This window comes from Streptomyces sp. NPDC047974, from assembly GCF_040653375.1.
Lineage (GTDB): Bacteria > Actinomycetota > Actinomycetes > Streptomycetales > Streptomycetaceae > Streptomyces.
In genome coordinates, this window is sequence record NZ_JBEZNU010000001.1 from 464569 (window position 1) to 477737 (window position 13169).

Below are 13169 nucleotides of genomic sequence, written 5' to 3' on the forward strand. Positions count from 1 at the left end.
CACGCACGTGAACCACAGCACCACCACCCCCACCGACGTCGACGCGGTCGTCGTCGGAGCCGGCGTCACCGGCCTGTACGCCGTGCACCGGCTGCGCGGCCTCGGCCTCCGGGTGCGCGGCTTCGAGCGCGGCGACGACGTCGGCGGCGTCTGGTACTGGAACCGCTACCCGGGCGCCCGCTGCGACGTGGAGTCCGTGGACTACTCGTACTCCTTCGACGAGGAGCTCCAGCAGGAGTGGGACTGGAGCGAGAAGTACGCCACCCAGCCGGAGATCATGCGCTACCTCGGCCATGTCGCCGACCGCTTCGACCTGCGCCGCTCCTACGCCTTCGGCACCTCGGTCGTCTCGGCGGCGCTCGACGAGGCGACGCTGACGTGGACGGTCACCACGGACCGCGGCGAGACGGTGACGGCCCGGTTCTGCGTCTTCGCCGTCGGCTGCCTCTCGGCCACCCACCACCCGTCCCTCCCCGGGGCGGAGCTGTTCGCCGGGCGGACCCTCCACACCGGGGCGTGGCCGCACGAGGGCGTCGACTTCACCGGCCTGCGGGTCGGCGTCATCGGCACCGGCTCCTCCGGCATCCAGGCCGTGCCGCTCGTCGCCGAGCAGGCGGCGCACCTGACGGTCTTCCAGCGCAGCGCCAACTACAGCGTCCCGGCGGGCAACCGCCCGCTGGACGGGCCGACGCGCGCCGCGCAGAAGGCCGGGTACGCCGAGCGGCGGCGGCTCTCGCGGCTGAGCGGCGGCGGCTCCCCGCACCAGGCCCACCCGGCGGGGACCTTCGAGGTGTCCGAGGAGGAGCGGCGGGCGGCGTACGAGGAGCGGTGGCGGCTGGGCGGGGTGCTGTACTCCAAGACCTTCCCCGACCAGCTCACCGACCCGGCGGCCAACGACGCGGCGCGCGCCTTCTGGGAGGAGAAGGTCCGGGGCATGGTCGAGGACCCGGCCGTCGCCGACCTGCTGATCCCCGCCGACCATCCGATCGGCACCAAGCGGATCGTCACCGACTCCGACTACTACACGACCTTCAACCGTCCCGACGTGCGGCTCGTCGGCCTGCGCGAGAACCCGATCGAACGGATCGAGAGCCGCGGCGTCGTCCTCGCCGACGGCACCCTGGTGGAGCTGGACGCGCTGGTGTTCGCCACCGGCTTCGACGCGATGACCGGGGCGCTGGACCGGATCGAGATCCGGGGGCGCGGCGGGCGGCTGCTGCGGGACGACTGGGCCGCGGGGCCCCGGACGTACCTGGGGCTCGGGGTGGACGGCTTCCCGAACCTCTTCGGTCTGACCGGGGCCGGCAGTCCTTCCGTGATGGCCAACGTGGTGCTCTGCGCCGAACAGCACGTGGACTGGCTGGTGGAGTGCCTGCGCCACCTCGACGCGCACGGGCACCGGGCGATCGAGGCCCGCGCCGAGGCCGTCGAGAAGTGGGTGGCGGAGTGCCGCGACCGGGCGGCGGCCACCCTGTTCATGGCGGCGGACTCCTGGTACCTGGGCGCCAACATCCCCGGGAAACCCCGGGTGTTCATGCCGTTCATCGGCGGCTTCGGGGTGTACGGGGAGATCATCGCCGGGGTCGCGGCCAACGGCTACGAGGGGTTCGACCTCATCGGTCCGTGAGACCCGCCGGGCCGCGGGTTCCCCGGGCCTCCGGGGCCCCGCGGCCCCCCTGGTCCCGGGAGGCGTCGAGCGCGGCGCGCAGGACCGCGAACGCCGTCTCCCGGGCCGCGGCGCCCTCGGGCAGGGCACCCGCCATGGAGAGGAATCCGTGGAACATGCCCGGGTAGTGGTGGGTCTCCACGGGCACCCCGGCGGCGGCGAGCGCCTCGGCGTAGGCGATCCCCTCGTCGCGCAGCGGGTCGAGGCCCGCGGTGACGACGTGCGCGGGCGGCAGGCCCGCGAGGTCGGCGTGGGCGAGCGGCGCGGCGTGGGGGTGGACGCGGTCGGCGGGATCGGGGAGGTAGGCGTCCCAGTACCAGCGCAGGTGGTCGGCGGTGAGGAAGTACCCCTGGGCGTTCTCCCGGTGCGAGGGACGCGAGCGGGTGGGGTCCAGCATCGGGTAGTAGAGCGCCTGGAAGGCGAGGCGGGGACCGCCGCGGTCACGGGCGAGCAGGGCGGTGACCGTGGCGAGATGGGCGCCGGCACTGTCCCCGGCGACGGCGATCCTGCGCCCGGGGCGGGTCCTGGCGGTCCACAGGAGGGCGGTGTAGGCGTCCTCGGGGGCGGCGGGGAAGGGGTGCTCGGGGGCGCGCCGGTAGTCGGCCGCGACGACGGTGGCGCCGGTGGCGCCGGCGAGGGCCCGGCAGAAGGCGTCGTGGCTGTCGAGGTCGCAGAGGACGAAGCCGCCGCCGTGGCAGAAGAGGATCACGGGGGCGTCCGGGCGGCCGTCCGGTTCGTAGACGCGGACGGGCACGCCGTCGGCGTCCGCGTCGGTGACGCGGGCGACGGGGAGCGGGTGGCCCGCGGGCCGGGGGCGGGCGGCGAAGTAGGCGCGTACCTCGGCGATGTCGGTCATGGTGGTGCCCAGCGGCGGGAACTGCGCGGCGGCCAGGTCGATGAGGGCCCGGACCTCGGGGTCGGGGAGGGTCACGCGTCGGTCTCCTTCGGGGTCAGGAGGGGCATCCGGCCGGCGGACGCGCCGCCGTCCACGGCGAGTTCGGCCCCGGAGAGGTAGGAGGAGTCGTCGGAGGCGAGGAAGGCGACGAGCCGGGCGACCTCCTCCGGCCGTCCCACCCGGCCGAGGGGCGCCGCGGGGTGGGAGTCGGTGCCGAGGTGGGCGGTCATGGCGGTGGCGACGGCCCCGGGGTGGACGGAGTTCACGCGGATGGCGTCCGGGCCGAGTTCGAGGGCGGCGGTCTTCGTCAGTCCGCGCAGCCCCCACTTGGCGGCGCCGTAGGCGCCGTGGCCCCAGATGCCCTGGAGGCCGGCCTGCGAGGAGATGTTGACGATGGATCCGCCGCCGCTCGCGCGCAGCGCGGGAGCGGCGGCGCGGATGCCGAGGAAGGGTCCGACGAGGTTGACCCGGAGGAGGGCGTCGAGGCGGGCCGGGTCCTCGTCCTCGATGGGGGACGTGGAGTAGATCGCGGCGTTGTTGACGAGGACGTCGAGGCGGCCGTAGGCGTCGAGGGCGGCGGCCACGGCGGTGTTCCAGGAGGCCTCGTCGGTGACGTCGTGGGGGACGAAGCGGGCGGCGGGGCCGAGCGAGGCGGCGGTCTCCTCGCCCTCGGCCTCGCGCACGTCGGTGAGGACGACGCGGGCACCGAGCGCGGTGAAGAGGCGGGCCTCGGCCTCGCCCATGCCGCGCGCGGCGCCGGTGATCAGTGCGACCTTGCCGGTCAGGTCGACGGGCATCAGCGGTCCTCCTGTCGGGGGTTCCTGGGGGCGGGTCCCGCGGTCCAGCCGCCGTCGACGGCCAGTTCGGCCCCGGTGACGTAGGCGGCGGCGTCGGAGAGCAGGAAGACGACCGCGTCGGCGATCTCCCCGGGTGCGCCGACCCGTCCCATGGGGGTGGCCGGGTAGCCGCCCTCGCCGTCGGGGATGCCGAGGTGGGCGGTCATCGGGGTGCGGATCATGCCGGGGTGGACGGAGTTGACCCGGACGCGGTCGGCGGCGAGCTCCACTGCGGCGATCTTGGTGAGGCCGCGGACGCCCCACTTCGCCGCCCCGTATCCGGCGGTTCCGGCCAGGCCCATGAGGCCGGCGGCGGAGGAGACGTTGACGATCGAGCCGCCGCCGTTCCCGCGCAGCGCCGGGACGACGGTCCGCAGGCCGAGGAAGACTCCGGTGAGGTCGATGTCGACGACCCGGCGGAAGTCCGCCGCGGTCTGCTCCGTCACGGGGTGCGAGCCGCCGGAGATCCCCGCGTTGTTGACCAGGCCGTCGACCCGTCCGAAGGCGGCGGTCGCGTGCGCCACGACCGCCCGCCAGTCGTCCTCGGAGGTGACGTCGTGGCGGAGGAAGCGGGCGCGGTCGCCGATCCGCCCGGCGACCGCGCGCCCCTCCTCCTCCAGCAGGTCGGTGAGCAGGACGCGGGCGCCGGCCGCGGCGGCCGCGTGGGCGGCCGCCGCGCCGAGTCCCCGGGCGCCGCCGGTGACGATCACCGCGCGGTCGCGCAGCACCGCGTCCGGGGGCGGGGCGGGGGTGGGGGCGGTCACGCGCGGGCCTCCGCGATGGCGTTGACGGCGAGCCAGCTGAAGGTCATGGCGGGGCCGATGGTGGCGCCGGGCCCCGGGTAGGTCTCGCCCATGACGGCGGAGGAGACGTTGCCGGAGGCGTACAGACCGGGGATGGCGGTGCCGTCCTCGCGCAGCACCCGGGCGGTGGCGTCGGTGAGGAGGCCGCCCTTGGTGCCGATGTCGCCGGGGTGCACGGGGATCGCGTGGAACGGGCCCTTCTCCAGCGGCGCCAGGTTGGGATTGGGCAGGGTCGGGTCGCCGTAGTAGCGGTCGTAGACGCTGTCGCCCCGGTGGAAGTCCTCGTCCCTGCCCGCCCGGGCGAAGCCGTTGAAGCGGTCCACGGTGGCGCGCAGCCGCTCCGGGGCGGCGCCGATGAGCCCGGCGAGTTCCTCGACGGTCGCGGCCTGCTTGACGAAGCCGCTCTCCCGCCACGGCCGGGGGAAGGCCTGGCCGGGGAAGAGTCCCATGAAGAGGTAGCGGGACTTCGCGGTGGCGTCGAGGATCAGCCAGGACGGTACGGCGGTGGCTCCGCCGCGCGCCTGGTGGGCGTACATGGCGTCGACGAACTCGTGGTAGGGCGCGGCCTCGTTGGCGTACCGCTCCCCCGCCGAGTCGACGATCACCATGCCGGGGATGCCCCGGTCGGCGACGAGGAAGAACGGCTTGGCGTCGGGGGGGACGACGGTGGGCGCGCCCCACACCTTGTCCATGAGGTCGACGGCGGCGCCGAGCGCCAGGGCGGGTTCGAGGGCGTCGCCGGTCTGGCCCTCGGCGGCGGCGCTCCAGTGGGTGGAGGTCGGGCCGGGGAGGTGCTTCTCGCGCAGGGCCTGGTCGTGGGAGAAGCCGCCGGAGGCCAGCACCACACCGCCGGTGGCCCGGACGGCGAGGTCGCGGCCGTCCTTGCGGATCCGGATGCCGGTGACCCGGCCGTCCTCCTCGACCAGCGCGGTCATCGGCGCGGAGAGCCAGAGGTCGCCGCCGAGCCGGTCCAGGGAGTACCGCATGCGGGCGATCAGGGCCTCGCCCAGGGAGAGCGGCTTCCGTCGGGTGAGCAGGGCCTTCGCGGCCCGGGCGCCGACCTTGACGGCCGTCCGCCGGCCGGCCCAGGTGCGGCCGACCATGTTGAGGTCGTGGAAGTCCTTGGACGTGATGGTGAGGCCGTACGTGGGGAGGCCGGCGCGGCGCATGGTGGCGCGGCGCTCGGGGGCGAGCCTGCCGAAGTCGAAGACCCGCGGTTCGATGGAGCGGCCCTGCGGGTAGCCGCCGAGGCGCTCCGGGTAGTAGTCGGAGTAGCCGGGGGTGTACACGAAGCGGACGTCGGTCCGGTCGTGGAACTCCCGGACCATGCTCGGCCCGTGGGCGAGGTAGGCGTCCTTGCGGTCGCCGGTGACGCGGTCGCCGACGGTGGCGTCGAGGTAGGCGCGGGCCTTCTCGGGGGTGTCGCCGAGCCCGGCCTCGTCGAGGTGGAAGTTGTTCGGCACCCAGATGGCGCCGCCGGACAGGGCGGTCGAGCCGCCGTAGGCGTCGGTCTTCTCGACGACGAGGGCGGTCAGTCCGCGCAGCCGGGCGGTGAGGGCGGCGGCGAGGCCGGCGGAGCCGGAGCCGACCACCACCACGTCGTAGGTGTGGTCCCACGTGGTGTCCAACGCTTGCTCCTTCGAGGGGTGGGTCAGCGGCCGGTGACGAGGGCGTCGGTGAGGACGGGCGCGTCGTCGCGGTCCGCGGCGGTGGCGGTCAGCAGATGGCCGTCGTCGGTGTGCCAGATCCGCAGCCGGAGCGTCTCGCCGGGGAAGAAGACCCCGGCGAAGCGGGTGCGGCAGCCGGTGATCGCGGCGGCGTCGCCGTCGTACAGCCGGTCGGTGACGGCCTTGACGGCCATGCCGAAGGTGCACAGTCCGTGCAGGACCGGCCGGTCGTAGCCGGCCCTCCGGGCGGTCGCCGGGTCGGCGTGCAGCGGGTTCCAGTCGCCGGTGAGCCGGTAGAGCAGGGCCTGCTGGCGGAGGGTGGGGAGCTCGACGACCAGGTCGGGCGCCCGGTCCGGGGCGGGCGGGCGGCGGGCGGGACCGCGGTCGCCGCCGAAGCCGCCCTCGCCGCGGACGAAGATCTCGTTGCGCTGGGTGAGGAGGGGAGCGCCGTCCTCGCCGAGGAGGGTGGACTCCTGGACGAGGACGGCGGCCCGCCCCTTGTCGTACACGTCGGTCACGCGGGTGACGGCGGTGGCACGGGCGGCGGCGGGCAGCGGCCGGTGGACCGTGATCTCCTGGCCGCCGTGGAGGACGGCGGCCAGGTCGATGTCGATCCCCGGGTGGTCGAAGACCTGGAAGCCGACGCCTCCGGTGCCGCCGGCGACGACGCCGAAGGTGGGCAGCGGCCGCGGGCCGTCCTCGTGGCCCTCGTACACGTAGCGCAGTTCGCGCGGGTCGGTCTCGGGGACGCCCGCGCCGAGCGCCAGGTGGTAGAGGCGCACGGCGTGGGAGTCCCAGGAGGCCTCGGTCCGCACCGGCGGGGCGGCCTTCGCCCGCTCGGGGTCGAGGGGCATCAGAAGGCGCCCACGGCGTAGCGGCTGCGGTAGTAGAGCAGCGGCCTGCCGTCCTCGCCGGCGTCGAGGGCGACGACGTGGGCGGTGACGAGGTGGTGGTCCCCCGCCTCGTACACCTCGTGCAGCTCGCACTCGATGTGGGCGAGCGCGCCGTCGATCCGGACGGTGCCGTGGTCGCCGGCCCGCCAGGGCACGCCGGCGAACTTGTCGGCGCCGCTGCGTCCGAGGGCGGCGCAGGTGGTGCGCTGGTCCTCGGCGAGGACGTTGACGCAGAAGCGGCCGGCCCGCCGGATCCTCGGCCAGCTGGTGGAGGAGCGCCCGACGGCGAGCATCACCAGCGGGGGGTCGAGGGAGAGGGAGGCGAAGGACTGGCAGGCGAAGCCGACGGGTTCGCCCTCGTCCTGGGCGGCCACCACCGTGATGCCGCTGGCGAAGCGGCCGAGGACGTCCCGGAAGCGCGCGGGGTCGATCAGCCGTTCCACTGGTGGCCCCAGATGCTGTCGGCGGTGATCTCCTTGGCGACCCAGGTGGCCGGGTCGACGACCAGGCCGTCCCAGCCGTACTCGACCTGGAAGCCGCCGGGGGCCTGGGCGTAGAAGGAGACCATGCGGTCGTTGGTGTGCCGGCCGAGGCTGGAGGCGATGGGGATGCCGGCGGCGTGCATGCGGTCGAGGCCGAGGCCGACGTCGTCGAGGGTCTCCAGCTCGACCATGAAGTGGACGATGCCGGGCGGCAGGGCGCCGGGGTAGAGCCCGAGGCTGTGGTGGCGGCGGTTGGGGCTGAGGAAGTGCATCCAGTGGAAGTCGCGCTGCTCGGCGGCGGTGGGCACGGCCTGCGGGGGCAGCTTCATGGAGTCGCGGAGCTGGAAGCCGAGGAGGTCCTCGTAGAAGCCGAGGGCGGCCTCGATGTCGGGGGCGGGCAGGACGACGTGGCCGAGGCCGAGGTCGCCGGTGACGAAGCGGTTGCCGTAGGGGGTGGCGAGCGGGGTGTGGTCCTGGGCCTGGCCCCAGTAGAGCTCCAGCGGGTTGCCGCAGGGGTCGGTGACGTGGAGCAGGCCCTGGACGCGGCGTTCGGCGAGTTCGGCGGCGTCGGCGGTCTTGACGGCGACGCCGGCCGCCTCCAGTGCGGCGGCGGCCTCGGCGAGGGCGGTGGCGTTCGCCACCTCCCAGCCGGCGGCGAGGAGCCGGTCGCTCTCGCCGGCCTGGACGGCGATGCGGTGGGCGCGGTCGTCGAGGCGCAGCAGGAGGGTGGTGTCGGTGGAGCCGGGGGCTTCCACCATGCCGAGGATGTCGAGGGTGTAGCGGCGCCACTCGTCGAGGCGGGTGGTCTCCAGGCGCAGGTAGCCGAGAGCGCGGATGTCCATGGTGTGCACCTCTTCGGTGAAGGTTCGCGGTGGGTCTCAGTGGGAGAAGAAGTCGACGGCGAGGCGGTTGAACTCGTCGGCCCGCTCGGTCTGGGCCCAGTGGCCGCAGTGCGGGAAGACGTGCAGGCGCGCGTCGGGGATGGTCTTGAGGGCGACGAGCGCCCCGTCGAGGGGGTTGACGCGGTCCTCGCGGCCCCAGGTGAGGAGCACCGGCTGGGTGATCCGGTGGGCCTCGCGCCAGAGCATGGTGGCCTCGGCCCAGGCGGGGTTCGCGAACGAGGCCCCCATGCGGGCGCTGCCGAGCCGGGTGTCCGGGTCGGTGGCGGAGGCCCAGCGTTCCTCGACGAGTTCGTCGGTGACGATCGCGGGGTCGTACGCCATGACGCCGAGGAAGGCGCGCAGCTGCTCCCGGGTGGGCTCGGGCGAGGCGTTGAACGCGAAGAGCCGCTTGATGCCCTCGGTCGGGTCGGGCGCGAAGAGGTTGACGGAGACGCCGCCGGGACCCATCAGGAGGAGCTTGCCGGCCTTGTCCGGGTGGTCGAGGGCGATCCGGACGGCGGTGCCGCCGCCGAGCGAGTTGCCGACGAAGTGGGCGCGTTCGATGCCGAGTTCGTCCATGAGGGCGGTGACGGCGCGGGCGCTGTAGCTGAAGTAGTCGCGGTCGGGCTCGGGCTTGTCCGAGCGGCCGAAGCACGGCTGGTCGACGAGGAGGGTGCGGAACTCCCGGGCGAAGAAGGGGAGGTTGCCGCCGAAGTTGCTCCAGCCGGAGGCGCCGGGCCCGCCGCCGTGCAGCATGATCACGACGGGGGCGTCGGGCCGGTCGGCGGGACCGGCCTCGTGGTAGTGGAGGGTGAGGCCGGCGGCCTTGGCGGTGCGGGAGGTCGAGGCGTGGGTGAGCTCGGTCATCTGCGGCTGCCTCTCAGGCCATGGTGTCTTGGATGTCGATGCCGAGGGCGCACTGCCCGTACATGACGAGGGCGCGCTCGGGGTCGTTGGCGGCGTGGCCGCGCCCGGTGTGGGCGTCGCGCCAGGCGCGCTGGACGGCGTGGGCGCCGGTGCGCATGGCGTTGCCGCCGGCGTTCTCCATGAGCAGGTCGACCGCGGCCACCGAGCGTTCGGTGGCGAGCACCTGGTCGCGGCGGGTGCGGGTGCGCAGCTCCATGGGGATCTCCTCGCCGCGCTCGGCGAGGGCGTACATGGCGCCGATGTTGCGGCGGAGCTGGAGCCAGGCGGCGTCGATGTCGCTGGCGGCGCGGGCGATGCGGACCTGGGCGAAGGGGTCCTCGGCGACCTGCTGGCCGTAGGACACGCGGAACCGCTTCCGGGTGGCCTCGGTGTAGGCCTCGTAGGCGCCCTCGGCGATGCCGACGATCGGGGTGGCGATGGTGGTGGTGAAGACGCCGGCGTACGGCAGCCGGTAGACGGGCTCGGGGTTGAGCGCGTGGCCGGGCACGTCGAGGGCGGTGACGGGGCCGAAGCTGAGGGCCCGGTGGCCGGGGACGAAGACGTCGTCGACGACGATGTCGTTGCTGCCGGTGCCGCGCAGGCCGACGGTGTCCCAGACGTCGTCGACGCGGTACTCGGCGCGGGGCACGAGGAAGGTGCGCATGTCGACGGGGTTGCCCTCGGCGTCGGTGACGAGGCAGCCGAGGAGGGCCCAGCGGGCGTGGTCGCAGCCGGAGGAGAAGTGCCAGCGGCCGGAGAGCCGGAACCCGCCGTCGACGGCGGCGGCCTTGCCGGTGGGGGCGTACGAGGAGGCGATGCGGGTCCTGGGGTCGGTGCCCCAGACCTCCTGCTGGGCGCGGGGGTCGAAGAGGGCGACGTGCCAGGGGTGGACGCCGACCACGGAGGCGACCCAGCCGGTCGACCCGCAGGCCTTGGCGATCTCCTTGACCGCCGTGTAGAAGACGACCGGGTCGGCGGCGGCGCCGCCGAAGGCCTTCGGCTGCAGCAGCTGGAAGAAGCCGGTGTCCTCCAGTTCCTTGACGGAGGCGTCGGGCACGCGCCGCGACTCCTCCGCCTCGGCGGCGCGTTCGCGCAGCACGGGGGCGAGGTCACGGACGGCTGCCAGGACGTCGTCGGCCATGGGGCATCCCCTTTCGGGTCGTGGTGGGGGAATGCCAGGACCGTACGGCGAGCCGTACGGCCGGGAGAACGCGTCGCTCCCACTGAGCGGGAAGGCGGTCGGGGAGGCCGGGGACGCGCGGCGCCGGCGGTCAGAGCATGGGGTCGTGGACGTCGAGGCCGACGGCGTCCCGGCCGAAGAGGAGCAGGGCCCGCTCGACGTCGTTGGCGGCCTGGCCGCGCCCGGTGTGGAGGTCGCGCCAGGCGCGGTCGAGGACGTCGTCGCCGCCGCGCAGGGGGCTGCCGCCGGTGTTCTCGCGGAGCAGGTCGACGGCGGTGAGGGCGCGTTCGGTGGCGAGGGCCTGGTCGCGGCGGGCGCGGGCGCGCAGCGCGCGGGTGGGTTCACGGCCGGCCAGCACCGTCGCGTACAGCTCGGCGGTGGTGCGGGCGAGTGGGAGGCGGGCGGCGTCGATCTCCCCGGCGGCGCGGGCGATGCGGACCTGGGCGAAGGGGTCCTCGGCGGCGCGCCGGCCGTGCCCGAGGGCGGGCTGGGCGCGGGCGGTGTCGACGTGGTGCTCGTAGGCGCCCTCGGCGATGCCGACCATGACGGTGGAGATGGTGGTGGTGAAGAGGGCGGCGTACGGCAGCCGGTAGACGGGTTCGGGGTTGACCTCGTGGCCGGGGCAGCGGAGCGCGGTGACGGGGCCGTAGCCGAGGGAGCGGTGGGCGGGGACGAACGCGTCGTCGACGACGATGTCGTTGGCGCCCGTGCCGCGCAGCCCGACGGTGTCCCACACGTCGTCCACCCGGTAGTCGGTGCGGGGGACGAGGAAAGTGCGCATGTCCTGGGGGCGGCCTTCGGCGTCGGCGACGAGGCCGCCGAGCAGCGCCCAGCGGGCGTGGTCGGCGCCGGCGGCGTGGTGCCAGCGGCCGGAGAGCCGGTGGCCGCCGTCGACCGGGGTGACGGTGCCGGTGGGGGCGTGCGAGGAGCAGATCGGGGCGGCGGGGTCCGCGCCCCAGACGTCGTCCTGGGCGCGGGGGTCGAGCTGGGCGACGTACCAGGGGTGGACGCCGAGGAGGGCGGCGGTCCAGCCGGTGGAGCCGCAGGCCCGGGCGAGCTCGTGGACGGCGGCGTGGAAGACGTCCGGGGCGGCGGCGAGTCCGCCGTGCGCCCGGGGGCGCAGCAGCCGGAGGAAGCCGGTGTCCTCCAGTGCGGCCAGGGAGGCGTCGGGCACCCGGCGCAGCTCCTCGGTCTCGGCGGCGCGCTCGCGCAGGGCGGGGGCGAGGGCGCGGACGGCGGTGAGGACGTCGTGGTCGCGCATGGGGGTGCCTCTCGGATCCGGGCCCGGATCATGGCATCCTCCGGGGTGACCAGAGGCAACCTACGCGTTACCGTTCCGAGACGGAACACCCCCTTCCCGGATCCCGGCCCCCTCTGGCACTCTCCACGCAATACCGGAGATTACGGACGCGGCTGGGCTCTCGCCCGTCGCGCCGTCCGTGTGGGAGGTGTCGATGACGACGCATGCCGCCGAGCTGACCGCGGCCGAGGCCGCGGCCGCTCCGCTGTCCCTGCTGGAGAAGGCGGCGAAGGTGCTCGCCGCGTTCCAGAGCGGCGGACCGCGTCTGACGCTCACCGAGGTCGTGCAGCGGTCGGGGATCCGGCGCTCCTCCGCCCACCGCATCCTGGACCAGCTGGTGCAGCTGCGCTGGCTGGAGCGGGAGGGCCGCGACTACCGGCTGGGCATGGGCATGCTGGAGCTCGGCGCGATGGCCTCGCACCACAACCGGCTGCGCCGGGCCGCCCTGCCGCATCTGCACGCCCTGCACGAGGCGACCGGCCATCTGGTGCACCTCACGGTCCTCGACGGCCCCGAGGTGGTCTATCTGGAGCGCATCGGCGGCTCCGACGACTCCGCGGTGCCCTCGCGGACGGGCGGCCGGCAGCCCGCGTACTGCACCGCGTCCGGCAAGGCGATCCTGGCGTTCAGCGACGCCGCCGTGGTGGAGCAGGTGATACGCGGCGGGCTGCGGCCCCGCACCCCGCGGACGATCACCCGCCCCGACCCCTTCCGCGCCGAACTGGCCCTGGTCCGCGAGCGCGGGGTCGCCTTCGACCAGGAGGAGGGGTTCCGGGGCGTGTTCTGCGTCGCGGCCCCGCTGCGCGGCGCGGGACGGGCCGTCGCGGCGGTCTCGGTCTGCGGTCACGGCGTCCACCGGGAGATGGAGCGGATCGCGCCGGTGGTGCGCGGCTGCGCCCGCGCGGTGTGGCAGTCGATGTTCGGCCCCGGCCGGCTGGCCGAGCAGCGCGCGCAGCCGGTGGCGGCGGCCGCGGCGCCCGGGGTGCCGCAGCCGTCGATGGACAACATGATGACGTGGCTGCGGTTCAGCGAGTGGATGTGAGCCGTTCCGCCAGGGCCCGCAGGCCGGTGGCGTAGACGCCGTCGCCGAACCGGGCCTCGACCCGGTCCGCCACCTCGTCCGTCGCCCGGTAGGCGGCGGACCAGCGGACCTCGGCGCCGTCGGGGTGCGGATGGACGGCGAGGGCCTGTCTGACCCTTCGCGTCGGATCAGGCCGGATCGTCCGGTGCGTGCGATCGGCGTGCGGCAGGGGCGCCCTCGTAGCGGAGCTACTTGGGCGTTTCTGCCGTGCGGCGAGCGTGCGTGCCGGACGGGCCGGACCCGACGGGAAGGGTCAGACAGGCCCTCGGGTGGCGACGTACTCGGCCACGGGCAGCACGAGCGGTTCGAGGAGCGTGTAGCGGTAGCGGCGCGCGGCGGGTTCGTGGGCGAGCAGCAGCTCGCGGGCCACGACCGCGCCGTCCACGGCGAAGACCCGGACGGCGCCGGGCACTTCGGGGTCGGCGCCGTCCTCGACGGCGGCGGGCGGGAGGTGCGGGTGCCAGTCGGCGAGGCCGGCGAAGCCGCCGAGGAGCGCCCACACCGCCTCCGGGTCCGCGGCGATGACGAGGGAGCGTTCGAGGGTGTGCGGGCGCATGGGGGCCTCCGTGGCGGGGTCCG

Annotated in this window: 13 protein-coding genes; 2 read left to right on the forward strand and 11 right to left on the reverse strand. The window is 74.9% G+C overall.

Going from position 1 to position 13169, the window contains the following annotated elements; translation table 11 throughout:
* The first annotated feature begins 7 nt into the window (after positions 1 to 7).
* Positions 8 to 1627, forward strand: a complete 1620-nt coding sequence (locus AB0E19_RS02025) for an NAD(P)/FAD-dependent oxidoreductase (protein WP_362171643.1) — start codon at positions 8 to 10, stop codon at positions 1625 to 1627.
* Here AB0E19_RS02025 and AB0E19_RS02030 read toward each other — a convergent pair.
* From AB0E19_RS02030 to hsaA (AB0E19_RS02075), 10 genes are all read right to left on the reverse strand, one after another.
* Positions 1614 to 2597 carry an alpha/beta hydrolase gene (locus AB0E19_RS02030; RefSeq protein WP_362171646.1) on the reverse strand — a complete coding sequence of 328 codons (984 nt, stop codon included), beginning with the start codon at positions 2595 to 2597 and terminating at the stop codon, positions 1614 to 1616. The genes AB0E19_RS02025 and AB0E19_RS02030 overlap by 14 nt on opposite strands.
* Positions 2594 to 3358, reverse strand: coding sequence for a glucose 1-dehydrogenase (locus tag AB0E19_RS02035; RefSeq protein WP_362171649.1), 765 nt, complete (start codon positions 3356 to 3358; stop codon positions 2594 to 2596). The genes AB0E19_RS02030 and AB0E19_RS02035 overlap by 4 nt, the downstream gene beginning before the upstream one ends.
* Positions 3358 to 4161 (reverse strand): glucose 1-dehydrogenase, encoded by an 804-nt coding sequence (locus AB0E19_RS02040; protein WP_362171652.1) that lies wholly within the window; start codon positions 4159 to 4161, stop codon positions 3358 to 3360. Before AB0E19_RS02040 ends, AB0E19_RS02035 begins: the two co-directional genes overlap by 1 nt.
* Positions 4158 to 5828, reverse strand: a complete 1671-nt coding sequence (locus AB0E19_RS02045) for an FAD-dependent oxidoreductase (RefSeq protein WP_362171655.1) — start codon at positions 5826 to 5828, stop codon at positions 4158 to 4160. Before AB0E19_RS02045 ends, AB0E19_RS02040 begins: the two co-directional genes overlap by 4 nt.
* Before the next feature lie 23 nt (positions 5829 to 5851).
* Positions 5852 to 6721 carry a MaoC/PaaZ C-terminal domain-containing protein gene (locus tag AB0E19_RS02050; RefSeq protein ID WP_362171658.1) on the reverse strand — a complete coding sequence of 290 codons (870 nt, stop codon included), beginning with the start codon at positions 6719 to 6721 and terminating at the stop codon, positions 5852 to 5854.
* Positions 6721 to 7203: a flavin reductase family protein gene (locus AB0E19_RS02055; protein WP_362171661.1), complete on the reverse strand. Its 483-nt coding sequence runs from the start codon at positions 7201 to 7203 to the stop codon at positions 6721 to 6723. The genes AB0E19_RS02050 and AB0E19_RS02055 overlap by 1 nt, the downstream gene beginning before the upstream one ends.
* Entirely contained in the window at positions 7191 to 8084 is an 894-nt protein-coding gene (locus tag AB0E19_RS02060; RefSeq protein ID WP_362171664.1) for a VOC family protein, read from the reverse strand. The genes AB0E19_RS02055 and AB0E19_RS02060 overlap by 13 nt, the downstream gene beginning before the upstream one ends.
* Before the next feature lie 36 nt (positions 8085 to 8120).
* Positions 8121 to 8990: a 4,5:9,10-diseco-3-hydroxy-5,9,17-trioxoandrosta-1(10),2-diene-4-oate hydrolase gene (gene hsaD / locus AB0E19_RS02065; RefSeq protein ID WP_362171668.1), complete on the reverse strand. Its 870-nt coding sequence runs from the start codon at positions 8988 to 8990 to the stop codon at positions 8121 to 8123.
* Between the two features lie 13 nt (positions 8991 to 9003).
* Positions 9004 to 10170 (reverse strand): 3-hydroxy-9,10-secoandrosta-1,3,5(10)-triene-9,17-dione monooxygenase oxygenase subunit, encoded by a 1167-nt coding sequence (gene hsaA / locus AB0E19_RS02070; protein WP_362171671.1) that lies wholly within the window; start codon positions 10168 to 10170, stop codon positions 9004 to 9006.
* 130 nt (positions 10171 to 10300) lie between these two features.
* Positions 10301 to 11470 carry a 3-hydroxy-9,10-secoandrosta-1,3,5(10)-triene-9,17-dione monooxygenase oxygenase subunit gene (hsaA, locus tag AB0E19_RS02075; RefSeq protein WP_362171674.1) on the reverse strand — a complete coding sequence of 390 codons (1170 nt, stop codon included), beginning with the start codon at positions 11468 to 11470 and terminating at the stop codon, positions 10301 to 10303.
* 193 nt (positions 11471 to 11663) lie between these two features.
* On the opposite strand from hsaA (AB0E19_RS02075), the gene AB0E19_RS02080 reads away from it, so the two are divergent.
* Positions 11664 to 12551: an IclR family transcriptional regulator gene (locus AB0E19_RS02080; protein ID WP_362171677.1), complete on the forward strand. Its 888-nt coding sequence runs from the start codon at positions 11664 to 11666 to the stop codon at positions 12549 to 12551.
* A gap of 292 nt (positions 12552 to 12843) precedes the next feature.
* Here the strand turns inward: AB0E19_RS02080 and AB0E19_RS02085 are convergent, their stop codons facing one another.
* Positions 12844 to 13146: an SRPBCC family protein gene (locus AB0E19_RS02085; RefSeq protein WP_362171680.1), complete on the reverse strand. Its 303-nt coding sequence runs from the start codon at positions 13144 to 13146 to the stop codon at positions 12844 to 12846.
* Positions 13147 to 13169 lie beyond the last annotated feature (23 nt).

Coding starts and splice junctions, on each gene's coding strand:
- AB0E19_RS02035 (WP_362171649.1), bottom strand. CDS start 3,358: ATGCCCGTCGACCTGACCGGCAAGGTCGCACTGATCACCGGCGCCGCG.
- AB0E19_RS02050 (WP_362171658.1), bottom strand. CDS start 6,721: ATGCCCCTCGACCCCGAGCGGGCGAAGGCCGCCCCGCCGGTGCGGACC.
- AB0E19_RS02060 (WP_362171664.1), bottom strand. CDS start 8,084: ATGGACATCCGCGCTCTCGGCTACCTGCGCCTGGAGACCACCCGCCTC.
- hsaD (WP_362171668.1), bottom strand. CDS start 8,990: ATGACCGAGCTCACCCACGCCTCGACCTCCCGCACCGCCAAGGCCGCC.
- hsaA (WP_362171671.1), bottom strand. CDS start 10,170: ATGGCCGACGACGTCCTGGCAGCCGTCCGTGACCTCGCCCCCGTGCTG.
- hsaA (WP_362171674.1), bottom strand. CDS start 11,470: ATGCGCGACCACGACGTCCTCACCGCCGTCCGCGCCCTCGCCCCCGCC.
- AB0E19_RS02080 (WP_362171677.1), top strand. CDS start 11,664: ATGACGACGCATGCCGCCGAGCTGACCGCGGCCGAGGCCGCGGCCGCT.
- AB0E19_RS02085 (WP_362171680.1), bottom strand. CDS start 13,146: ATGCGCCCGCACACCCTCGAACGCTCCCTCGTCATCGCCGCGGACCCG.